General features: G+C 64.3%; 24 protein-coding genes. 10 read left to right on the top strand and 14 right to left on the bottom strand.

Translation table 11 applies throughout. The features are described 5' to 3' along the window. Positions 1 to 27 precede the first annotated feature (27 nt). Positions 28 to 282, bottom strand: coding sequence for an AbrB/MazE/SpoVT family DNA-binding domain-containing protein (locus I5M_RS34365; protein WP_022719977.1), 255 nt, complete (start codon positions 280 to 282; stop codon positions 28 to 30). Positions 283 to 465: 183 nt separating this feature from the next. Between I5M_RS34365 and tam the strand changes: the two genes are divergently transcribed. The 4 genes from tam to I5M_RS02600 all read left to right on the top strand — a co-directional run bounded on the left by tam (position 466) and on the right by I5M_RS02600 (position 3,443). Continuing rightward, positions 466 to 1,236, top strand: coding sequence for a trans-aconitate 2-methyltransferase (gene tam / locus I5M_RS02615; protein WP_022719976.1), 771 nt, complete (start codon positions 466 to 468; stop codon positions 1,234 to 1,236). A 57-nt stretch (positions 1,237 to 1,293) separates the two neighbouring features. Beyond that, positions 1,294 to 1,494 carry a hypothetical protein gene (locus I5M_RS02610; protein WP_022719975.1) on the top strand — a complete coding sequence of 67 codons (201 nt, stop codon included), beginning with the start codon at positions 1,294 to 1,296 and terminating at the stop codon, positions 1,492 to 1,494. A 111-nt stretch (positions 1,495 to 1,605) separates the two neighbouring features. Continuing rightward, complete coding sequence (locus I5M_RS02605) at positions 1,606 to 2,199, top strand: TIGR00645 family protein (protein WP_022719974.1); 594 nt, start codon at positions 1,606 to 1,608, stop codon at positions 2,197 to 2,199. Positions 2,200 to 2,255: 56 nt separating this feature from the next. Continuing rightward, positions 2,256 to 3,443, top strand: a complete 1,188-nt coding sequence (locus I5M_RS02600) for a lytic murein transglycosylase (RefSeq protein ID WP_051048643.1) — start codon at positions 2,256 to 2,258, stop codon at positions 3,441 to 3,443. Between the two features lie 90 nt (positions 3,444 to 3,533). Here the strand turns inward: I5M_RS02600 and I5M_RS02595 are convergent, their stop codons facing one another. Further along, the gene (locus tag I5M_RS02595; protein ID WP_022719972.1) at positions 3,534 to 3,818 is read right to left on the bottom strand and encodes a hypothetical protein; all 285 of its coding nucleotides are present in this window, start codon (positions 3,816 to 3,818) and stop codon (positions 3,534 to 3,536) included. Positions 3,819 to 4,030: 212 nt separating this feature from the next. Further along, positions 4,031 to 4,381 carry a hypothetical protein gene (locus tag I5M_RS02590; RefSeq protein ID WP_022719971.1) on the bottom strand — a complete coding sequence of 117 codons (351 nt, stop codon included), beginning with the start codon at positions 4,379 to 4,381 and terminating at the stop codon, positions 4,031 to 4,033. Positions 4,382 to 4,467: 86 nt separating this feature from the next. Here I5M_RS02590 and I5M_RS33470 point away from each other — a divergent pair, with 86 nt between their 5' ends. Together I5M_RS33470 and bfr are read left to right on the top strand one after the other, a co-directional pair. Then, positions 4,468 to 4,905 carry a bacterioferritin-associated ferredoxin gene (locus I5M_RS33470; protein WP_244431919.1) on the top strand — a complete coding sequence of 146 codons (438 nt, stop codon included), beginning with the start codon at positions 4,468 to 4,470 and terminating at the stop codon, positions 4,903 to 4,905. Positions 4,906 to 5,031: 126 nt separating this feature from the next. Next, a complete protein-coding gene (gene bfr / locus I5M_RS02580; protein WP_031335127.1) occupies positions 5,032 to 5,514 on the top strand; it encodes a bacterioferritin in 483 nt (160 codons plus the stop codon). A gap of 175 nt (positions 5,515 to 5,689) precedes the next feature. Here bfr and I5M_RS02575 read toward each other — a convergent pair whose 3' ends face one another. Continuing rightward, positions 5,690 to 6,160, bottom strand: coding sequence for a hypothetical protein (locus tag I5M_RS02575; RefSeq protein WP_244431918.1), 471 nt, complete (start codon positions 6,158 to 6,160; stop codon positions 5,690 to 5,692). Positions 6,161 to 6,349: 189 nt separating this feature from the next. After that, positions 6,350 to 6,730, bottom strand: a complete 381-nt coding sequence (locus I5M_RS02570; RefSeq protein ID WP_022719967.1) for a DoxX family protein — start codon at positions 6,728 to 6,730, stop codon at positions 6,350 to 6,352. 271 nt (positions 6,731 to 7,001) lie between these two features. Here I5M_RS02570 and I5M_RS02565 point away from each other — a divergent pair, with 271 nt between their 5' ends. Beyond that, positions 7,002 to 8,576, top strand: coding sequence for a DUF1800 domain-containing protein (locus tag I5M_RS02565; RefSeq protein ID WP_051048642.1), 1,575 nt, complete (start codon positions 7,002 to 7,004; stop codon positions 8,574 to 8,576). Between the two features lie 212 nt (positions 8,577 to 8,788). Then, the gene (locus I5M_RS29060; protein WP_376738655.1) at positions 8,789 to 9,754 is read left to right on the top strand and encodes a DUF1501 domain-containing protein; all 966 of its coding nucleotides are present in this window, start codon (positions 8,789 to 8,791) and stop codon (positions 9,752 to 9,754) included. A gap of 242 nt (positions 9,755 to 9,996) precedes the next feature. Here the strand turns inward: I5M_RS29060 and I5M_RS02555 are convergent, their stop codons facing one another. From I5M_RS02555 to I5M_RS02540, 4 genes are all read right to left on the bottom strand, one after another. After that, a complete protein-coding gene (locus I5M_RS02555; protein ID WP_022719965.1) occupies positions 9,997 to 10,257 on the bottom strand; it encodes a PsiF family protein in 261 nt (86 codons plus the stop codon). 96 nt (positions 10,258 to 10,353) lie between these two features. After that, positions 10,354 to 10,596, bottom strand: a complete 243-nt coding sequence (locus I5M_RS02550; protein WP_022719964.1) for a DUF2188 domain-containing protein — start codon at positions 10,594 to 10,596, stop codon at positions 10,354 to 10,356. Positions 10,597 to 10,698: 102 nt separating this feature from the next. After that, positions 10,699 to 10,905: a hypothetical protein gene (locus I5M_RS02545; RefSeq protein ID WP_022719963.1), complete on the bottom strand. Its 207-nt coding sequence runs from the start codon at positions 10,903 to 10,905 to the stop codon at positions 10,699 to 10,701. A 76-nt stretch (positions 10,906 to 10,981) separates the two neighbouring features. Further along, positions 10,982 to 11,614, bottom strand: coding sequence for a heme-binding protein (locus I5M_RS02540; protein ID WP_022719962.1), 633 nt, complete (start codon positions 11,612 to 11,614; stop codon positions 10,982 to 10,984). A gap of 156 nt (positions 11,615 to 11,770) precedes the next feature. On the opposite strand from I5M_RS02540, the gene I5M_RS02535 reads away from it, so the two are divergent. Then, positions 11,771 to 12,037, top strand: coding sequence for a DUF2277 domain-containing protein (locus I5M_RS02535; protein ID WP_022719961.1), 267 nt, complete (start codon positions 11,771 to 11,773; stop codon positions 12,035 to 12,037). Between the two features lie 59 nt (positions 12,038 to 12,096). Here the strand turns inward: I5M_RS02535 and I5M_RS02530 are convergent, their stop codons facing one another. The 4 genes from I5M_RS02530 to I5M_RS02515 form a co-directional block, all read right to left on the bottom strand. Beyond that, on the bottom strand, positions 12,097 to 12,723 hold the full coding sequence (locus I5M_RS02530) for a collagen-like protein (protein ID WP_022719960.1): 627 nt from the start codon (positions 12,721 to 12,723) through the stop codon (positions 12,097 to 12,099). A gap of 88 nt (positions 12,724 to 12,811) precedes the next feature. Further along, positions 12,812 to 13,807 (bottom strand): hypothetical protein, encoded by a 996-nt coding sequence (locus I5M_RS02525; protein ID WP_022719959.1) that lies wholly within the window; start codon positions 13,805 to 13,807, stop codon positions 12,812 to 12,814. Between the two features lie 337 nt (positions 13,808 to 14,144). Continuing rightward, positions 14,145 to 15,722: a fatty acid--CoA ligase gene (locus I5M_RS02520; protein ID WP_031335118.1), complete on the bottom strand. Its 1,578-nt coding sequence runs from the start codon at positions 15,720 to 15,722 to the stop codon at positions 14,145 to 14,147. Positions 15,723 to 15,944: 222 nt separating this feature from the next. Beyond that, the gene (locus tag I5M_RS02515) at positions 15,945 to 16,817 is read right to left on the bottom strand and encodes an SDR family oxidoreductase (RefSeq protein WP_022719957.1); all 873 of its coding nucleotides are present in this window, start codon (positions 16,815 to 16,817) and stop codon (positions 15,945 to 15,947) included. A 109-nt stretch (positions 16,818 to 16,926) separates the two neighbouring features. On the opposite strand from I5M_RS02515, the gene I5M_RS02510 reads away from it, so the two are divergent. Then, the gene (locus I5M_RS02510) at positions 16,927 to 17,739 is read left to right on the top strand and encodes a crotonase/enoyl-CoA hydratase family protein (protein ID WP_022719956.1); all 813 of its coding nucleotides are present in this window, start codon (positions 16,927 to 16,929) and stop codon (positions 17,737 to 17,739) included. Between the two features lie 12 nt (positions 17,740 to 17,751). On the opposite strand, the gene I5M_RS02505 is transcribed toward I5M_RS02510, so the two are convergent. Then, on the bottom strand, positions 17,752 to 19,993 hold a 2,242-nt coding region (locus tag I5M_RS02505), incomplete at its 5' end, for an ATP-binding protein (RefSeq protein WP_022719955.1).

Here is a 19,993-nt window from a genome sequence, read left to right as displayed (position 1 = left end):
CGATCAGAACATTTGTGTCGACGAGCGTCACGTCTTGTAATCGTCCGCGGGATCGCCGCGCAGTTCGCGCATGATGTCGTCGGTATTGCCTTCGATAGGATAGCGCTTGGCGAGCGCCTGAAGCTTCTTCAGATACTCGGCTTCGGAACCGGATTTTCCGATGTAGATGCCGCCGGACGCGGTGTTGCGAACTTCGACCTTGTCGCCGGGCTTGATGCCGGCGGCGTCGCGAACCTTCTTAGGGAGGGTGACTTGGCCTTTGATCGTCACAGTCGAACCCATTGGTAACTCCGTATTACCTTCATCAAAAAAGTAATACTCGTTGACTTCGACGTCAACGCCGCTGCCCTTGGATGCTTCATCGTCTTTGTCGGATATTCTCGATTGCGCCAGCTCCCATGTTGCAAAATCCTCCCCGATCAATAGGTTCTGCTGCCTGACTCGGGGGTGCGAGGACGAGCTGGAATGGCCGACTGGAATGCCGAGCAATATCTGAAATACGAAGACGAGCGCACTCGGCCGGCGCGGGACCTGTTGGCTCAGGTTCCCAATCAGGCGCCCGGCAAGGTCGTCGACGTCGGCTGCGGGCCGGGCAATTCGACCGAGCTCCTGGTCGAGCGGTGGCCGCAGGCCAGCGTGCTCGGCGTCGATACATCCGCCGACATGCTGCGCCAGGCGCGCGAGCGGTTGCCGCAGCACAAGTTCATCGAGGCCAATGTGGCGCATTGGGCGCCGCCGGCAGGCACCGAGGTGATCTTCGCCAACGCGGTGTTCCAGTGGGTGCCTGATCATCTCAAGCACCTCAAGCGGTTGCTCGGGGCGCTTCCGTCCGGCGGGACGCTGGCGGTGCAAATGCCGGACAACCTCGACGAGCCGTCGCACATCATGATGCGCGAGGTGGCGTTCCAGGAGCCGTTTCGCAATCAGCTTTCCAAGGCCGCGGAGCTGCGCGACTCGCTGCCGAAGCCGGGCACCTACTACGACGAACTGCGGCCGCTGTGCAGCCGGCTGGAGATCTGGCATACGATCTACAACCACGTGCTCGACGATGCGCCGGCAATTGTCGAATGGGTCAAGGGCACCGGACTGCGGCCGTTCATCGATCCGCTCGATATGCCGGAGCGCAAGGCCTATGTGGCGGCCTACACGGCCCGGATCGCCGCCGCCTATCCGCCGCAAGCCGACGGCAAAGTCCTGCTGCGGTTTCCGCGCATCTTCATCGTGGCGGTGAAGTAGGCAACTGCGGTTTTCCAGCGTCGCGAACTCTGCTAATCTGACGACCCAAGGTGTCGCATGGCAGATCCGGATAACATCGTCCTTGAGCATCTTCGCCACATCTGCGGCGCGGTCGATGGGCTGCGTGACGACATGCACGAATTGAAGCAGCGCGTCGGCAATCTCGAAAACCAGTATGCCAGTGTGTCCAACCGGCTCGATCGCATCGACCTGCGTGTCGAACGCATCGAGCGCCGGCTCGACCTGACCGAAGCCTGACAACTGGTTGCACGGCATCGCTGCGGTCAAACGTCGCTGCGGCGTGGCTCGACAGAATCAGGCGGAGTTCCCAAGTGAGTGGTCCCGCATCTTGTCCTTCCGGAGCTTTCCATGTCGATGACGCCCGAGACGCCGCTGCCGCCGAAAGGCCGGCTGGAGCTGCGTCCGATCCCCATGCTGATCTTCGGCTCGCGCTGGCTGCAGCTGCCGCTCTATGTCGGACTGATCGTCGCGCAGGGAATCTACGTGGTGCTGTTCCTCAAGGAGCTGTGGCACCTTTTCATGCACTCGTTCGATTTTTCCGAGCAGCAGATCATGCTGGCGGTGCTCGGGCTGATCGACGTGGTGATGATCTCGAACCTGCTCGTGATGGTGATCGTCGGCGGGTACGAGACCTTCGTGTCGCGGCTCAATCTGCAGGGCCATCCGGACGAGCCGGAATGGCTCAGCCACGTCAATGCCAGCGTACTGAAGATCAAGCTGGCGATGGCGATCATCGGCATCTCGTCGATCCATCTGCTGCGTACCTTTATCGAGGCGGGCGGCCTCGGATCACCTGGCCGGGCCGGTGGCTACACCGAAACCGGGGTGATGTGGCAGACCATCATCCACACCGTGTTCATCCTGTCGGCGATCGGCATCGCTTATGTCGATCGGATTTCGAATCTGGCGACCGAAGAGTTGCGGGCGAAGGCCGAGCATTGATGCATCGGACATCCATCGCCGTTGCGTTCGCAGTCGTCTCGGCGCTGGGTTTTTGGATGGGCGCGCCGGTGCCGGCGCGGGCGGCGGATGCCGGCTTCACGCAGTTCGTCGCCTCGCTGTGGCCGGAGGCCAAAGAAGCCGGCGTGCCGCGCGCGACCTTCGACGCGGTCACCGCCGGGCTCGAGCCGGACTACAAACTTCCGGATCTAATTCTGCCCGGCAGGCCGAAGACCGGTGCGCCGTCCCAGGCTGAATTCGTCCAGGTGCCGGCCGACTATCTGAAGGAAGCGCGGATCGACGGCCTAGCCGGCTACGGTCGCAAGCTGATGCAGCAATATCGGCCGACGCTGGATGCGATCGAGCGGCGCTTCGGTGTACCGGCGCCAGTGGTGCTGGCGATTTGGGGCCGTGAGACCGACTACGGCCGTTACAAATTGCCTTACGACGAGATCCGCGTACTGGCGACGCAGGCCTATGTCGGCCGGCGCAAGGATCAGTACCGGACCGAGTTCATCCTGGCGATGAAGATCATCGCCGAGGGCGCGGTGACTCGGCAGGGGATGCGCGCGTCATGGGCCGGCGCCACCGGTCTCACGCAGTTTCTGCCCTCGGAGTACTACAAGCACGGCGTCGATTTCGACGGCGACGGCAAGGTCGACATCTGGCGCTCAGTGCCGGATGCGCTCGCCTCGGCGGCGCAGCAGCTCGTCAACAAGGGTTGGAAGAGCGGGGTCCGCTGGGCCTACGAAGTTCGCGCACCGGCGAATGTCGACTGCACGTTGGGTGTGCCCGAAGTGCAAAAGCCGATCGGGGAGTGGCTGCGCGATGGATTCGCGCTGGCGCGGCCGCAGAAGCTGACGGCCGCCGAACTCGCCGAGCCGGCCTCGCTGCTGCAGCCGGAAGGGATCTATGGCCCGGCCTTCCTGACGACGAAGAACTACTTCGTCATCAAGGAATACAACTTCTCCGACCTCTACGTGCTGTTCGTCGGTCATCTGGCCGATCGCATGACCAGCGGGCAACCGTTCGCGACCGCCTGGTCGGCGTCCCAGCAGCTCCGTACCAAGGACGTCGAAGCCATGCAGCGCGGACTGACGCGGCTCGGGCTCTACAACGACAAGGTCGACGGCAAGGCCGGCATGCTGACCCGCGCCGCGCTCGGCGCGTATCAGAAGTCGGCGCGGCTGAAGCTCGACTGCTGGCCGAGCGAGTCAGTGCTGCGGTCGATCGAAGCCGCGCGTTGATCGCTGCTCGACAATCCGACCCTTGATGAAAAGAAAAACCCGGCCGAGAAGCTCGGCCGGGTCTGCAAAACTCGAGAAGGCGCGTTCGGATCAATCGCAAACGCGGATGCGGCGGAAGCGCCACAGGCCGTTATAGTCGTCCCACACGCGCTGACGTTCCCAGTGGCACACCGGCTCTTCGACATAGACCGGGGCGGGGGCCGCGTAGGCGGGACGGCTGGCCGCGATCGCACCGCCGAGCAGGGCGCCGCCGATCAGGCCGCCGGCGACGCCGGCCGCGATCCGGCCACCGTCGGCCTTCGCAGCCGGCATAGCGCTGAGCAGCGAACCGGCGACGGTTGCGGCCGCCAGCAGGACGGAAACAGTCTTCTTCATCTGGTCTGGTCTCCTGAGATGGCGCCGCGGGGCGCTAGTGAAGATAACTCGCAACGACGACGCCAATGCACCAAAACATGGGATTGCGTCAATCGTCGGCTCGAAAGCTGCTGAGAACTGGCCCGAAGAAAGCGGCTTTTTCGGGCCAGAAAGGATTGGAAATCAACGCCGCAGAACGATTTTAGCGCTCTACGGCGCGTTCGGATGTGACGTCAGCCACAAACCCGAATGCGGCGCAGCCGCCAGGCGAATCCGTCCCAGAACCGCTGGGTTTGCCAGTAGCACGGCCCATAGGGGGCAGGGTCGACCACATAGGCCGGCCGGGCATAGCCATAGGACGGGCCATAGGCGTAGCCGGGTCCGTAGGCGTAGCCGGGGCCGTCATAGTAGCCGGGTCCGTAATAATGCGGCGCCGCCAGTGCGCCGCCGATGATCGCGCCGCCGAGCAGGCCGGCCGCGATGCCGACTCCGAGCCCGCGTTGCGCCTGCGCCGGTGCCGGCGCGCCGACTGCCGCAACGGCCAGCAAAGCTGCGGCGGCCACTCCCATGAGCCTGTTCTTCATCGTCTTGACCCTCGTACCGGATGGGCTTCCCTTCTCGGCGAGGCCCACCTTGCTGCGACAGTTTGGCCTTCGGATTTGAACGATCAATGAATGAACGCGCCTTGCCGGTGCCATCATCCGGCGCGGCCGTCCGCCGCTGTCGCTTGGCGGCGGCCCATTTTGCGAACCGGTGTCAGATTTTGCGTCAGATCAAGGCACCCGGACCAGTTTGGAATAGCTTCAAACGCAACCGCTTTTCTTTTGCAAAGAGCCTATCTGTCGCCTATCCGAACGATAGCAAGTCTCTCCCTTTCGAAGCGCTGCGATCCATGATTGTCTGTTCCTGCAACGTCCTCAGCGACCACGATGTCCGGAGCACCATGCATTCCGAAGGCGGAACCGCACAGAGCCCTGGCGAGGTTCATCGCTGCCTCGGCTGCAGCCGCAAGTGCGGCCGCTGCATGAACACCATCAAGAAGATCATGAACGAAGCCGTCTGCTCCGCTCACGCGCACGGCCACAGCCACCACGCCCACTCGTCCTAATCCCCACCTCGGAAGCGACCGTGCCGCGATCGGCTTCACGCCGATTGCGAGCGCGGCTCGTTGTGATTAGAATTGTTCTAACGGAGCGGCTGGCGTCAGCGCCCGTGAATGTCGACAGGAGAAGTCATGAAGGGCGATGCCAAGGTCATCGAGTATCTAAACCGCGGTCTGCGCAGCGAGCTGACGGCGATCAACCAGTACTGGCTGCATTATCGCCTGCTCGACAATTGGGGGCTGAAGGAACTCGCCAAGCAGTGGCGCAAGGAATCCATCGAAGAGATGGTCCACGCCGACAAGCTGACCGACCGGATCATCTTCCTGGACGGCTTCCCGAACATGCAGGTGCTCGATCCGCTGCGGATCGGCCAGAACGTCAAGGAAGTGCTGAACGCCGACCTGCAGGCCGAGATGGACGCGCGCGCGCTGTATCAGGAAGCCGCGACCTACTGCCATAGCGTCAAGGACTATGTCTCGCGCGACCTGTTCGAACAGCTGATGAAGGACGAGGAACATCACATCGATTTCCTCGAGACCCAGATCGACCTCTTGGGCCGCATCGGCTCCGAACTGTATCAGTCGACCCGCGTCGGCGAACTCGACCACGACTGATCGGACGTTCAGCCCTGATTGCTGATGCGACTTCGCATGCCCGGCCTCGCGCCGGGCATTTGCGTTTCTAGAGCGTTTTCGAGCGAAGTGGATACCGGTTCGCGTGAAGAAAACGCGTCAAAACAAAAATCCAGAGCTCCGGTTCTGATTCTATCAGAACCGGAGCTCTGGACGATCAGCTGGTTCGGCGCGGAGCCGCAGCGGGTGCCGCCGGCAGCGGACACTCCGCATAGGCCTCCTCGAGCGCGGCCTCGTTTCCGGCGGTCCTGAACTCGGCGACGGTGGTGCCGGAATTCAGCGACTTGATCCGCACATAGAGCAGCGCCGAGCCGCGCAGATCCTCGATAAACTGCTTCATCGCCGCGTTGTCTTCGATGACGATCACCTGCTGGCCGAACAGCACGCGCGACTCGACACCGTCGTGGCCGGGCTTGTCGTCGAAACGATAGCCGAGGCTGGTGTTCCGGTCGGCGCCGATCCTGATATTGAAACCGATCTTGGCGATCGGCTTCTTGTCGAAGCAGGTCAGCTGCAGACTCGCCACGACCATCAGGAGCGGGTTGGTACTGGTCGAGGCGCGAGCGGCCCTCGTGTAGGCGCCGCGCGACGGCGTGCCGGTGATGCGGTCGGGGTGCTGATCGATCACCCAAGATCCCGAGCGAAGCACCTCCGAGTCGGTGACGCAACCGGCCAAGGTTGCCGCCATCAGGCCAACACAGATCGCTCTCGCGCCAAGCAACACGCTACTTACCCCAGACGCCGCTTGGGGTGGATCATGCAACTTCCGGATGAAATTCGACAACCCTATCATGTGCGGGCTGTGCCGCCCGATCGGCTAATCCGGCCGACGCCGGAATGGCCAGTCGATCACACCGGCGGCATAAAGGCAGGCCCAGATGATCAACGGCTGAGCGGCCAGTCGTGGCCCGTGGTACCACCAGCTGCTTGGCAACCCCGGAATGTCGATGGCGCCCAGCGCATGATGGATATTGGCCGGCCACACGCAAAGCGAGTAGGTCGCCAGCGCGATTCCCGCCCACCACCGCAGCGGCCGGGTCACCAAGGCGACGGCGCCCGCAAACTCGCACAGGCCGGTCATCAAGATCACTTGCGAGGGAAACGGTACCCAGGCCGGCGTCATTGCCAGCAGCTTGTCCGGAACGGCCAGATGCGCGATCCCGGCAGCGACGAAGAACGCGGCAAGCAGCCATCGCATGACAGCGCGGTGGCGTGCCGGTGATGAGCTAGGAGCAGTTGCAGGCATCGGGCCGCGTCTCGAATTTGCGGGAAAAGGTTCGAAGCTCATTCACATGCCGTAAACGCAAAGTCCGCGCGATGGGCGCTGGAACAGCGTTGTGAGTTCCGGCGGAGTGTAATCAGACATCTTTCTTCCCAACTGCGCCATCATCTATTCACCAGGCGTTCAGTGTGCTGATCCGTATCATTTGGTCATCGAAATCTTTGATCTCTCCGCCCGACGCGTTGCCATGCTGGTCACGATCAAAAGCCCGAATCGTGTCGCGATCGCTTTCGCGAGCGTTCTGCTGACAGCTGTCGCGGGGGTGGGCGCACAGGCCGCCGAATTGTCGGCGCACGATCTGGCGCTGATTGATCGGCTGAGCTGGGGCGTCAACGTTTCCAGCGTGGCGCAATTCCGCAAGCTCGGCGCGGCGCGCTGGCTGCAGGAGCAATTGCATCCGGCCGCCATTACTTTCCTGCCCGAAGCGGCGTCCGCGCAGATCGCCCGGATGGCGGATGTGAACACGCCGGTGCGGGAGATCGCGGCGTCGTTTCAGCAGCAGGGCAAGGCGTCCAACGAAATCCCGGACGAAGAAGCGCGCAAGACCGCCAAGCAGCAGTTCCAGCAGGCGATGAGCCAGCGCGCCAAAGATGCGGCGGCGCGCTCGATTCTGCGCGCACTGTACGCGCCGGATCAGCTGCGCGAGCGCATGACGTGGTTCTGGTTCAACCACTTCAACGTGCATCAGTACAAAGCGGATCTGCGCGTCATGGTCGGCGACTACGAGAACAATGCCATCCGCGCGCATGCGCTCGGCAAGTTCTCCGATCTGCTACGCGCGACGCTGCGGCATCCGGCGATGCTGCGCTATCTCGACAACGCCGGCAATGCGGCCGGCCATCTCAACGAGAACTACGCGCGCGAGATCATGGAGCTGCACACCATCGGGGTCGGTGGCGGCTACACCCAGGCCGATGTCGAAGCGTTGGCCAAGATCCTCACCGGCGTCGGCGTCGACTTCAATCCGGGCGACCCCAAGCTGAAACCACAACTGCAGCCGCAGCTGGTGCGCGACGGGGCGTTCGAATTCAACCCGGCGCGGCACGACTACAGCGACAAGATGTTTCTCGGGCACGAGATCCGAGGGCAGGGCCTCGCCGAAGTCGACCAGGCGATCGACCTGATCGTGCATCACCCGTCGACGGCGCCGCACATCTGCCGGCAGATCGCGACCTACTTCGTTTCCGACAATCCGCCGCAATCGCTGGTCGACAAAATGGCCAAGGCGTTTACGTCGACCGATGGCGATATCGCCGCGGTACTGAGCGCGATGATCCAGTCACCGGAATTCGACGCGAGCCTGAAAACAGGCGGCCGCTTCAAGGATCCGGTGGGCTACGTCTATTCGGCGGTTCGTCTGGCTTACGACGACCGCGTCATCGTCAACACCCAGCCGATCCAGAACTGGCTCAATCGGCTGGGGGAGGGACTGTTCAACAGGCAGACTCCCGACGGCTACGCGATGACGTCCGACTCCTGGAATGGTCCCGGGCAGATGATGCTGCGGTTCGAGATCGCGCGCCAGATCGGCTCCGGCTCCTCCGGCCTGTTCAAGCCCGATCAGCCGGGTGCGACCGATCAGCCTGCGTTCCCGCTGGTCCAGAACGCGCTGTATTTCGAAGGCCTGCGCGGCATGCTGCGGCCGTCGACGCAGCTCGTCCTGGCCAAGGCGATTTCGCCGCAGGACTGGAACACGCTGTATCTGTCGTCCCCCGAATTCATGTATCGGCTGCGCACGGAGGTGAGCCATGAACCGTCGTGACCTCATCAGGGCATTGCGGCGCTGGCGCCGCTGACGGTTGCCGGCCGCGTGTGGCCCGCGCCCGCCACCGACGCGCGATTACTGTTCGTATTTTGCGCGGCGCTTACGACGCGCCCAAGTCGTGGTGCCGGTGTCGTCGTCGTTTACTACGAAATNCCCGGCCGAGCTTCGCGATCGCCAGGCCTGACAGCGGCATCCGAAATGCCGCGATCGTGCTCGATAGCGACTGGGGCCTGCATCCGGCGCTGCGCGACACCATCGCGCCATTCTGGGCCAAGCGCGAGATCGCTTTCGTGCCGTTCGCCGGCACCTCCGACGACGTGACGCGCAGTCACTTCGAGACCCAGGATACGATTGAACTCGGTCAGGCGACCGGTGGCAGTCGCAACTATCGATCCGGCTTCATGAGCCGGCTCGCCACCGAGCTGACGCGGACGCGGCCGATCGCGTTCACCGATCAGTTGCCGCTGATCTTCCGCGGCAGGTCCGACGTGCCCAACATCGCGCTCGGCAGCGTCGGCAAGCCCGGCGTCGACGAGCGCCAGGCGCAGCTCATCAAGGAGATGTACGCGGGGACCAAACTGGCGTCGATCGTCAGCGAGGGCTTTCGCGTCCGCGACGACGTCTACAAGTCGATCTCCGACGAGATGACGGCTGCCAATCGCGGCGCGGTGTCGGCGCGGGGCTTCGAACTGTCGGCGCGCCGCATCGGCCGGCTGATGCGCGAGCAATACAATCTCGGCTTCGTCGATGTCGGCGGCTGGGACACCCACGTCAACCAGGGCGCCGCCACGGGCTATCTGGCCGATCGCCTCGGCGAACTCGGCCGCGGCCTCAACGGCTTCTGCGAAGAGGTCGGGCCATCGGCCTGGCGCGACACCGTGGTGGTGGTGATCTCGGAGTTCGGCCGCGCCTTCCGCGAGAATGGCGACCACGGCACCGATCACGGCCATGGCAGCGTGTATTGGGTGATGGGCGGCGGCCTCAACGGCGGCCGCATCGCCGGGGCACAAGCCAAGATCGACCAGCCGCACCTGTTCGAGAACCGCGACCTGCCGGTGCTGACCGACTATCGCGCGCTGTTCGCCGGCATCGTGCAACGCATGTACGGCCTCGACCAAAACGCACTGCAGCGGATTTTTGCGGGGACTAAGCCGGCCGAGTTGGGGCTGGTGTAGTCCCAAGAGGCCACGAGGCAAAACCTCATGGTGAGGAGGCGCGAAGCGCCGTCTCGAACCATGGCCGCAGGCAGCGCGTAGCCACATCCTTCGAGACGCCCGGCTTCGCCGGGCTCCTCAGGATGAGGATGCAGTGCATGTGGTTGCGGCTGATTAGTTAGGTCGACCGACGCGGCTATACGTATCGAGAGAGTTCAGCGCCACGGGCGAGGCGATTACACTCGCCTCGCCATGCGCATCGCTCAGCTCTTCGGCTTCGCCGACGCCTGCTTCTTGCATTCCGAGCGAAACTTCTTGCGGTCCTTGCCGTGCAGGCCCTTGGCGTCGGCTTCCTTCGAGCACTCCAGCGACTGTGCGGTGCGCGGCTTGGCTGTCGTCGTCGTCGTAGTGGCAGCCTTGCTGGCGCCGCTGGCTGTGGGCGCCCGGGCCGGTGTCTGGGCGAAGGCGACGCCGGTGAACAGCAATGAAGCGAAACAAACAGTAGCAACGCGCGTGGTGATCATCGTGACACTCCTTGGATAGAGAGGCGCGGAGGATCGGTCGCTAGCGATGAACTGCCGGTGAATAAAAGACGCGCGCCGACGCGCTTCACGATCTGCTTACTTATCGACGATCTTCGTTTCCGGCCGGTCGTCGCCACGCGCCGTTTCCTCGTGCCACCGGCCGGACGAATCTTCGTACTGGATTGCTTCTGTAGAGCCCGGCGCGCGCTGCTCGGACGCGGCGCGCTTCGCGGCTGCGGTGGCCTGCTCGTGCGTATCGAATCTTTCGGAAAACGTATCGCCGGACTTGTAGGCCCAGCCGCCGTCATGCTCGACAATTTCATAGGTGACTTCGCTCATGTGCCCTCGACGCAGTAATTTGCCGCGGGCAAACCGCGGCTGTGCCGACGACAACGTCAGGAGTTCGGCGCTGTTCCATCGGGCAAGGAACCGGGCCGTCGATCAGCGCATCGTACCCCAGGGGTCGACCTTGACGTTCTGGTCCGGGATCCGCTTAAGCGCGTCCTGATAGGCTTTATCGGCCGCGGCTTTGTTCTTGGCCTTTTGGGCGTCGTTCGGCTGAGCGTTGGCGTCGCTGCCGCGGTGACCACGCGCGTGCGCGGCCGAAGCTGCCATCAAGAGGGCGAGCGCGACGATGATCAGCCTCATCCGGATCTCTCCCCAGCGATAACACGCGGCGCCGATGACGATCCTCTATCGTGGCGGCAGCGTGACCGACCACCTGTTACGACCGCGGCGTCACGTTCACTGCAGCTTCGTTACGTCTGAGGAAGGGGATAGTGAACGGCGCGTCGTAGAACAAGCCGTACGGCGCGCTCACCGGCTGCCAGCGCGTCGCTGAAAGTGTTTCTATCAGTTTCTGCTCGCGCTCGCGCAGATCGCGTCCGGGACCGGTGAAGCGCAGCGTCGCCACGGTCTGCTCGGGCACGGTGACGATCTTGACGCGTGGATCGCTCGGCTTCGGCGCCGTCTCGGTGGTGAACGTCGCCGGCAGGAAGAACCGCATTCTCGTCATGCGGTCGTTCGGCGCGGTCTCGACCGGCGCCGTCATGGCCATACGTTCGGGGCGCGCGACGTCGACCGGCACGGTCATGGCGACTCGTTGCGACGCGCCGGACGCGCCGCTGTTGGCGCCGGAGATGTAAGCGAACAACAAGCCGAACGCCTGACCATCGACGTCGCCGGCGCGCTCGAGATCGACCTCGGCGGCCAGCCGCGGCGCGTAGCGGCGGATCTCGACATTCTCGGCCGGCCGGTCGAGCACAGTATAGGCCGGCTCTTCGTAGAGCCTCAGCCCGAACACGCCGATGATCGACTCGAAGACGAGGACTGCGTAGTACCAGACAGTCGACGCCATGCCGTGCTCCTTGGCCGATGGATTGCTCTCGTATCAGCTAATCGCCGTTCGGCTTGTGACAAGGACCGCCGGCGTCGCGCGCAAGTTCCGCATTGCGCCCCGCAGGATCGCGGTTACCATCCGCCAAGGCCTTGCTCTCAAGCCCGGATCACAGCCATGTGCCGCAACATCAAGACGCTGCATAATTTCGAGCCGCCCGCCAGCGAGGACGAAATCCGCGCCGCCGCGCTGCAATTCGTCCGCAAGCTGTCGGGCTTCAACGCGCCGTCGCAGGCGAATGCGGCGGCGTTCAATCTGGCGATCGATGAGGTTGCCGGCGCCGCGCGCAAACTACTCGGCTCACTGCACACCCATGCGGCGCCGCGCGACCGTACCGTCGAAGCCGAGAAGGTGCGAGAGCGCTCGCGCGCGCGGTTCGGCTGACGCCAAGGTCTGAGGCCAAGCCGCGACAGCCGTAGCAGAGTCGCCGCGGCCGAGACGGATCAGTCCTTGTGTTTGTGCTTCTTCTTCTTTTTCTTGCCGTCGAGCTGCTCGGCGGTTTCGCCATCGTCGAACTGCGGCTGCTCGGCCGCGGCGGCAGCTTCGCGCTCGGCCGTTTCGCGTTCCGCCGCTTCGCGCTCGGCGGCTTCGGCGGCTTCGGCGGCCTCGCGCTCCGCGCGTTCGCGGGCTTCTTCGGCGCGCTTGGCCTTGTAGTCCTCATAAGCTTCGAAGATCAGGTGCAGCCACGGCATCACCTGCTCGATCGACGGCAGCGCGCCGGGCGGGCCCTGTTCACCGCGTGGGCCGGCTTCACCGCGCGGGCCTTGCTCGCCGCGGGGACCCTGCTCACCGCGTGCACCTTGGGGGCCGGGCTTACCTTGTGGGCCGGCTTGGCCTTGCGGCCCAGGCTTGCCCTGGACGCCCGGCTTGCCCTGCGGCCCTTGTTTGCCTGGAAGTCCCGGCTTGCCTTGCGGTCCGGCCTTGCCGTCCGGACCAGGCTTGCCCTGCGGTCCTTCGGGACCGTCCGGTCCCGGATGACCCTGCGGCCCAGGCCGGCCCGGCTTACCCGGCAATCCACGTGGGCCCTGCGGCCCAGGACGTCCGCGGCGGTTGGAGATTTCGTCGGCCACGGATGCCCCTTTCAGCTTCGCGATTCCATGTCGCGCGAACTTACCAGAGGATTTGCGACGGCTTCAATTCGGCCAGCGCGGCGCTGCGCTATTCGGCGGCGTCGCTGCGCGGCACAGCGGCCGGGTTCGGCATGAACACCAGCCCGTCGTCCTTGCGGCAGATGCCGTAGGTGCCGGCGCTGTTCGAGGTCAGCACCGTCGCCGCTTCGCTGCAACTGTCGCACACCAATGCGCCGGCAGGATTGAGGTGGCCGGGCAGGCGCTCCTGCTTGCTCAGCAGCGTGCATTGCTGCGCCAGAGGATCAATCGACACCTTGGCGCCGCAGGAGAAGCAGAACCGCGTCTCCGAATGCTGTTTGCCCTGATCTATGTTTGCCGGAATCTTGCTGGCGCAGACCGGGCAATTCACCGACACCGCACGGGTGAATTGCGAGGCGCCGGGCATGCGCAGGAAGATGTTGCCCGAGGTCGAGCGATGCGCATGGAAGCGCTGGCCGCAATGCGGGCAGGTCGGCTTGGCGCTGTCGCCGGGCAGGCTGCCGATGGCGAATTCGACCGGCTTCTTGCAGGCCGGGCAGTTCTCGGTCTCGTTGACCAGCTTGCGCTCGGGCTGCCGGTCGTCGGTGATCCGCGCCTCGATCTGCAGCGTGTCGCGGCCGCTCAGCATCTCGATGACGTCGAACGGCAATTGCCGCCCGGTGATCTCGCCGATCTCGTGGGTGACGCCGATCAGATGGTCGATGCACTGCTCGATCTGCGCCAGATACACCGCGGTCGGAATCGATTCGTCGCGGCCGCCCTTCACCGATTTGTGGATCTGGCTGATCGAGGTCTCGAGCTGGCGCGCCAGCACGTTGAGGTTGGCGGCCATCCGCGCCTCGGCGGCGCGCTGGCGCAGCGTCCACACCACCGCCAGCGTGGTCAGGCTGGCGCCGGAGATCGCAGCGATCTGGCCCCAGAACCACACCCAGCCGGTCTGGGTGCCGAGCGCGAAGCCGAGCACCACCATGAACAGGCCGGTGCAGGCGGCGATCGTCTCGACCGGATGAGCCGAGAACACTTTCATGAAAGCTTTGCGCAGCACCGCATGATCCTCGGCCCGGAAAATGCCGTCAACCTACCGCCGATCCGCCGCTGCCGGAAGCGGGCGACGCTGAATCGGCCGAGTTTTACCCATTGATCATTGGTGTGAGCCGGCGCTGTGCGGTGCTCAAATCCGCGCGATCAGCAGCGGCGGTTTGATTTGTATCAAGGACGGGGCTGCGAGCGCTTAGCTCCCGGACCGTCATTCCGGGGCGCGAGCGCAGCTCGCGAACCCGGAATCCCGATATTGGTGCGAAGAGAGATTCCGGGTTCGCGCTGCGCGCGCCCCGGAATGACTGCGTGGTGAGGTACGCGTCCTAACAATCGGGCGCCACCCATCAGTTCACCTGCCGATCCTTGCCGGCCCAATATGGATCGCGCAGATGGCGGCGGAGGATTTTTCCCGACGCGTTGCGCGGCAGGGCCGGGATGAAGTCGATCGTCTTCGGCGTCTTGTAGCCGGCGATACGCGTGCGGGTAAAGCCGATGATATCCTGCGGCGTCGCTTCCTTGCCGGGCTTCATCACCACCACGGCCTTGACGGCTTCGCCCCACTGATCGTCGGGCACGCCGACCACTGCGACTTCGGCAACGTCGGGATGATCGCAGATCGCGCTCTCGACTTCGGCCGGGTAGATGTTCTCGCCGCCGGAGATGATCATGTCCTTGATGCGGTCGTGGATGTACAAGTAACCGTCTTCATCGAGGTAGCCGGCATCGCCCGTCCGCAGCCAGTTATCACTATCGATCGTACGCTTGGTCGCCTCCGGCAGATTCCAGTAGCCGGCCATGTTGGAGCCCGAGCGCGTCGCGACTTCGCCGACCGTGCGCGGCGGCAGCCGATTGCCGTCGTGATCGAGGATCGCGATCTCGACGCCAGGCAGCGGCTTGCCGGCCGAGCGCATCCGCTCGAGGCCCTCGACGTGATCCTCCGGCGGCAGCGCCACGATGGTGCCGGTGGTCTCGGTCATGCCGTACATCTGCACGAAGCCGCATTTGAAGACGTCGATGCACTCTTTCAGCAGCGCCGCAGGAATCGGCGAGGCGCCGTACAACATGTATTTCAACCGCGAGAAATCGACCTCGCGCGCTCGCGGCTGGCGTACGACGAACTGCATCGCGGCCGGCACCATGAACAGCTTGGTGATCTTAGACTGCTCGAAAAAGTCCAGCACCTTGGTCGGATCGAACTCGCGCGCGATCACGCCCTTGGCGCCGTGGTAGATGCTCATCATGCCCCAGCCGGAGCCGCCGATGTGGAAGATCGGCATCGCAATCAACGAGACATCGTCCGTCGACCATTTGTTCCAGTCCGGCGTGTTGTCGCGCCCGGCGCGAACCAGCGACAGGAAGTTGGCGTGGCTCAGCATCGCACCTTTCGGTTTTCCGGTCGTGCCCGACGTGTAGAGCTGGATGCAGATATCGGGCGGCGTCACATCGACTTGCGGATCGGCGCTCGGCTGCGCGTCACGCCATTTGGTGAAGTCTTGCCATTCGGGTGCGCCGCCCTCCGTCGTGATGATGTGGCGCACGCTCGGCAGCTGATCCTTCAGGCCGCGGACCTGATCGATGAATTCCGGACCGACGAACAGGATCGCCGCCTTACAGTCTTCGACGATGTAGGCGATCTCCGGCCCGGCGAGCCGCCAGTTCACCGGCGCCATCACCACGTTGGCCTTGATGGCACCGCCCCACAGCTCGAAGTACGCGTCGCTGTTCTTGCCGAGATAGGCGATGCGCTCGCGCGGCCTGACGCCGGAGGCCGCCAGCGCCCGCGCGATCTGGTTGGTGTGGGCATCGTATTCGGCAAAGCTGGTGCTGCGGCCTTCGAACTCGAACAGCACATCGTCGCCGCGGCTCTTCGCCTGCGCGCGAATGACATCGGCTACCGTGGCCGGCTCTTCTGCCTCGGACATGATCACTCCCTCGACTTGGTTTTTGTTAGTTCGTGTTCGTTTGGGAGAAAGTCTGCCGCGCTTTGCGGGGGAAGACAAGCGGCAGATGACGACTGCTGCGAGGGAAGACTAACAACAAACGCCGTCATGCCCGGGCTTGTCCCGGGCATCCACGATTGCGAGCACTGTGCCTGTTGCCGTGGATGGCCGGGACGAGCCCGGCCATGACGGACTAATAACTCTTCACCCCCGCTTCGCCCGGTCCTTTTCGTTCTGCGCCTTGATCGAGGCTTTGGCTTGCTCCCAATCGTCGTTGCTCCAGTCGCGGAGCTGATAGAAGTTGCCGCCCATCGCCAGCGCCTGGCCGCCGTCCATCGCGATGGTCTCGCCGTTGATCCAGTCGCAGCCGCCGGAGATCAAAAACACCGCGACGTTCTGCAATTCCTCCATGGTGCCGACGCGGCCCATCGGATTCATCCGGATGGTGTTGGCGCCGGCTTCGTCGCCGGGCTTGATGCGCTTGCTCATGCCTTCGGTGGGGATTTCGCCGGGCGCAATGGTGTTGAGGCGGATGCCGTGACGGCCCCATTCGGTGGCGAGCGACATGGTCATGGCGTGGATCGCCGATTTGCTCATCGCCGAGGGCACCACATAGGGGCTGCCGTTGCGCACCCAGGTGGTGGTGATCGACAGCACGTTGCCGCGATGGCCGCCCTCGATCCAGCGCCGGCCGACGGCGTGGGTGACGTAGAACGTGCCGTGCATGACGATGTTGGCCACGGCATCGAAGCCGCGTGGCGACAGCTCTTCGGTCCGCGAGATGAAATTGCCCGCCGCGTTGTTGATCAGGTCGGTCAGCGGGCCGCCTTCGAAAATGGTCTCGACCATGTGGTCGACCGCCTGCGCGTCGCGGATGTCGACGCCGTAGGTCATCACCTTGCCGCCGTACTGATCCATCAGCTCGGTGGCGGTGTCGTCGCACACGCCTTTGCGGCGGCCGCAGATGTGCACCTCTGCGCCGAGCTGCAGGAAGCGCGTGGCCATCGCCTTGCCGAGGCCGGTGCCGCCGCCGGTGACAAGGATGCGACGTCCGGCGAGAAGAGATTCGGTGAACATGGTGGTTGCCCGGGAAAGTGGATGACGTCTGTTAATTAGGCGATTGACTAAATCTCGACAACGCTTTTCTGTAGCGCCGCAACGCAAACAAAAACTGGGAGCACAGCGGATGAACGATCGGGTTACGGTGACGATCAAGGACGGCGTCGCCGATGTCCGGCTGGTGCGCGCGGACAAGATGAATGCGCTGGATGCGGCGATGTTCGACGCGCTGGTCGCCACCACCGAGCGGCTGTCGACCGAAAAGGGCGTGCGCGTCGTGGTGCTGTCCGGCGAGGGCAAGGCGTTCTGCGCCGGCCTCGACATGGGTCGCTTTGCCGCGATGAACGAGGGCGGCGGCAACGGAATTCCGGGCGGCGAATTTCGCGATCTGACCAAGCGCACTCATGGCCTCGCCAACGCGCCGCAGCAGGCAGTCTGGGGCTGGCGGATGCTGCCGGTGCCGGTGATTGCGGCGATCCACGGCGTCGCGTTCGGCGGCGGCTTTCAGCTGGCGCTCGGCGCCGACATCCGCTTGATGGCGCCGGACGCCCGCATGTCGATCATGGAAATCAAATGGGGCCTCGTGCCGGACATGGCCGGCACGCCGGTACTCGCTACGCTGATGCGCGACGACGTGCTGCGCGAACTCACCTACACCGGCCGCATCTTCTCCGCGCAGGAAGCGCTGAGCTACGGTCTTGCGACCCGGATCGTCGACGACCCGCGCGCCGCAGCGCTGGAGATGGCCGCCGAGATCGCCGGCAAAAGCCCGGACGCGATCCGCGCCGCCAAGCGGATGTTCAACAAGCTGTCGGTCGATCCCGGCCCGGCGCTACTCGCCGAAAGCGTCGAGCAGCAGAAACTGATCGGGTCAAGCAACCAGACCGAAGCTGTACGCGCCAACATGGAGAAGCGTGCGCCACGCTTCGTCGACCTGTAGCGGAGGAGGGGCTCAGCCCGCTGCGTTGGCTTTTGCAGCGGGCGTCAGATCCGATGTCAGCGCCATCCGCACCATCCGCGCCAGATCGGAGCGGGAATACGGCTTGGCGAGTAGCAGCACGCCGACATCGAGTCGGCCGTGATGCACGATGGCATTCTCGGTGTAGCCCGAGGTGTACAGCACCCGCACGGGCCTGATGCGCGCGATCGCCGCCGCGAGCTGCGGGCCGTTGAAGCCGCCCGGCATGATGACGTCGGTGAACAACAGGTCGAACGGTGTGCCGCGCCGCGCCAGTTCGAGGGCTTCGCGGCCGTCGGCGACGGCGATCGGGTGATAGCCGAGGCCGCGAAGCTGCGCCGCCGCAAAGGTGCGAACCAGTTCGTCGTCCTCGACCAGCAGGATGGTTTCGCTGCCGCCCTTGGAAGGCATCACCGCCGGCGCCGGCTCTGCGGCGCTTTCGGCGAGCGGCAGATACAGCCGGATCGTCGTGCCCTGGCCGGGCTCGCTGTAGATCGAAACGTGACCGTTCGACTGTTTGACGAAGCCGTACACCATGCTCAGCCCGAGGCCGGTGCCCTTGCCGAGTCCCTTGGTGGTGAAGAACGGCTCGAACGCCTTTTGCAGCACGTCCGGCGCCATGCCGCTACCGGTGTCGCTGACCGCGATCATGACGTAGCGCCCCGCGTTCACTTCGGGATGCTGTTGCGCATAGAGATCGTCGAGACTGGTGTTGGCCGTCTCGAACAGCAGCTTGCCGCCGTCCGGCATGGCGTCGCGGGCATTCACCGCCAGATTGAGCAGCGCCGATGACAGCTGCGAGGGATCGATCATCGCGGTCTCCGCATCGGCCGCGAGCTGCGCCTCGATCTCGATGTGCTCGCCCAGGGTGGGGCGCAGCAGTTGCCGGATGTTGTCGACCACCGAATTGACGTCGACGCTGCGCGGCTGCAGCGGCTGCTTGCGGGCGAAGGCGAGCAGTTGCCGGGTGAGATCGGCGCCACGCTCCGAGGCCTGGTCGATCATCCGCGCAAGGGCGGCGAGATCGGGCCGGTCGGTGAGCTGTTCGAGCAGTATCTCGGCGGTGCCGCTGATCACCGTCAGCATGTTGTTGAAGTCGTGGGCCACGCCGCCGGTGAGCTGGCCGATCGCTTCGAGCTTTTGCGCCTGATGCAGGCGACGCTCGGCGTCCTTCAGCGCGGTGATGTCCTTGACCACCAACACCACGCCGTCGATACGGCCCGACGCACCGACGATCGGCAAGGCGCTGCTGAGCATGTTGACCATGCGGTCGGTGCCCCGCAGCCGGCCGACCAGTTCCTGCATCTCGAGACGTTCGCCTCTGAGGCCGCGTCGGCTCGGGCGCTCCTCGAAAGGAATCAACGTCACGCCGTCGCTTTGGAAGGTCTCGAAAGCCTGGTCGAACGGCAGCTGTGTGCCGCCCTCCTCACTGCTCCGCATCGCCATGCTGGCCGGGTTCTCATAAACGATATTGGCGTCGGCATCGAACAGGATGACGGCCTCGGCGACGGCGTTCATGATGGTCTCGAACACCTCCTTCTCGCGCCGCAGCGAGTCGGAAGTGTGCCGCACGTCGTGCGCCATGGCGGTGAATGCGCGGGCGAGAACGCCGATCTCGCCGGCCGCATCCTGCGGGAAATCGATCCCGCCACCGGCACCGAACCGCTGCACGGCAGACGTCATCTTCGACAACGGTCTCGTCATGCTGCGCGCCAGCAGCACCGACAGGATCGCCGCGGCGATCAGTGCCAAACCGCCGCCGAGCGCCACCGATTGTAATCCTGCGTTCCGGATGGCGCCCAAGATGGTTCGTTCAGGCAGGATCTGGACGATTGCCATCGGCCGGACGCCGCTGACCACGACACTGGCGAAACCCACGCCGAATCTGCTGCCGTCGTCCTGCTCGACGATTTTCGGGGCCGTGGTGCCGCTTCGTACGGCGGCGGCCAATTGAGGATAGTCGTCCTGGATCCTGAACGGTGTCCCGAATTCGAAACCGAATTCGCGCGTCCTGTCGGGGGTGAGCAAATAGTCGCCGCGGTCGTTGATGGCGTAAACCATCGTGCCGGGACGGTTGCCGATGGCGAGACTACGAAACACGGAGCGCAGGTCGATGTTGATGATCAGCGCACCGAAAACCGAGCCGTCGGGCGCATAGACCGGGGTCGATACCCGGATCACCGGCACATGAGGCGTGCTGATCACGCCGTAATCCTGATGAGTTCGACCGGAGAGA

The organism is Rhodopseudomonas sp. B29 (genome assembly GCF_000333455.1).
In the GTDB taxonomy this organism is placed as follows: Bacteria; Pseudomonadota; Alphaproteobacteria; order Rhizobiales; family Xanthobacteraceae; genus Rhodopseudomonas.
This window is presented reverse-complemented; position numbering and strand designations above follow the sequence as displayed.

Excerpts from the sequence above, each read along its gene's own strand:
- I5M_RS02600 (WP_051048643.1), top strand. The coding sequence starts at position 2,256 with ATGGGCGCGCCGGTGCCGGCGCGGGCGGCGGATGCCGGCTTCACGCAG.
- I5M_RS02605 (WP_022719974.1), top strand. The coding sequence starts at position 1,606 with ATGTCGATGACGCCCGAGACGCCGCTGCCGCCGAAAGGCCGGCTGGAG.
- I5M_RS02515 (WP_022719957.1), bottom strand. The coding sequence starts at position 16,817 with ATGTTCACCGAATCTCTTCTCGCCGGACGTCGCATCCTTGTCACCGGC.
- I5M_RS02550 (WP_022719964.1), bottom strand. The coding sequence starts at position 10,596 with ATGAGCGAAGTCACCTATGAAATTGTCGAGCATGACGGCGGCTGGGCC.
- I5M_RS02510 (WP_022719956.1), top strand. The coding sequence starts at position 16,927 with ATGAACGATCGGGTTACGGTGACGATCAAGGACGGCGTCGCCGATGTC.
- I5M_RS02555 (WP_022719965.1), bottom strand. The coding sequence starts at position 10,257 with ATGATCACCACGCGCGTTGCTACTGTTTGTTTCGCTTCATTGCTGTTC.
- I5M_RS02520 (WP_031335118.1), bottom strand. The coding sequence starts at position 15,722 with ATGTCCGAGGCAGAAGAGCCGGCCACGGTAGCCGATGTCATTCGCGCG.
- I5M_RS02535 (WP_022719961.1), top strand. The coding sequence starts at position 11,771 with ATGTGCCGCAACATCAAGACGCTGCATAATTTCGAGCCGCCCGCCAGC.
- bfr (WP_031335127.1), top strand. The coding sequence starts at position 5,032 with ATGAAGGGCGATGCCAAGGTCATCGAGTATCTAAACCGCGGTCTGCGC.
- I5M_RS02565 (WP_051048642.1), top strand. The coding sequence starts at position 7,002 with ATGCTGGTCACGATCAAAAGCCCGAATCGTGTCGCGATCGCTTTCGCG.
- I5M_RS02545 (WP_022719963.1), bottom strand. The coding sequence starts at position 10,905 with ATGAGGCTGATCATCGTCGCGCTCGCCCTCTTGATGGCAGCTTCGGCC.
- I5M_RS02570 (WP_022719967.1), bottom strand. The coding sequence starts at position 6,730 with ATGCGATGGCTGCTTGCCGCGTTCTTCGTCGCTGCCGGGATCGCGCAT.
- tam (WP_022719976.1), top strand. The coding sequence starts at position 466 with ATGGCCGACTGGAATGCCGAGCAATATCTGAAATACGAAGACGAGCGC.
- I5M_RS34365 (WP_022719977.1), bottom strand. The coding sequence starts at position 282 with ATGGGTTCGACTGTGACGATCAAAGGCCAAGTCACCCTCCCTAAGAAG.
- I5M_RS33470 (WP_244431919.1), top strand. The coding sequence starts at position 4,468 with ATGAATGAACGCGCCTTGCCGGTGCCATCATCCGGCGCGGCCGTCCGC.
- I5M_RS02590 (WP_022719971.1), bottom strand. The coding sequence starts at position 4,381 with ATGAAGAACAGGCTCATGGGAGTGGCCGCCGCAGCTTTGCTGGCCGTT.
- I5M_RS02540 (WP_022719962.1), bottom strand. The coding sequence starts at position 11,614 with ATGGCGTCGACTGTCTGGTACTACGCAGTCCTCGTCTTCGAGTCGATC.
- I5M_RS02595 (WP_022719972.1), bottom strand. The coding sequence starts at position 3,818 with ATGAAGAAGACTGTTTCCGTCCTGCTGGCGGCCGCAACCGTCGCCGGT.
- I5M_RS02610 (WP_022719975.1), top strand. The coding sequence starts at position 1,294 with ATGGCAGATCCGGATAACATCGTCCTTGAGCATCTTCGCCACATCTGC.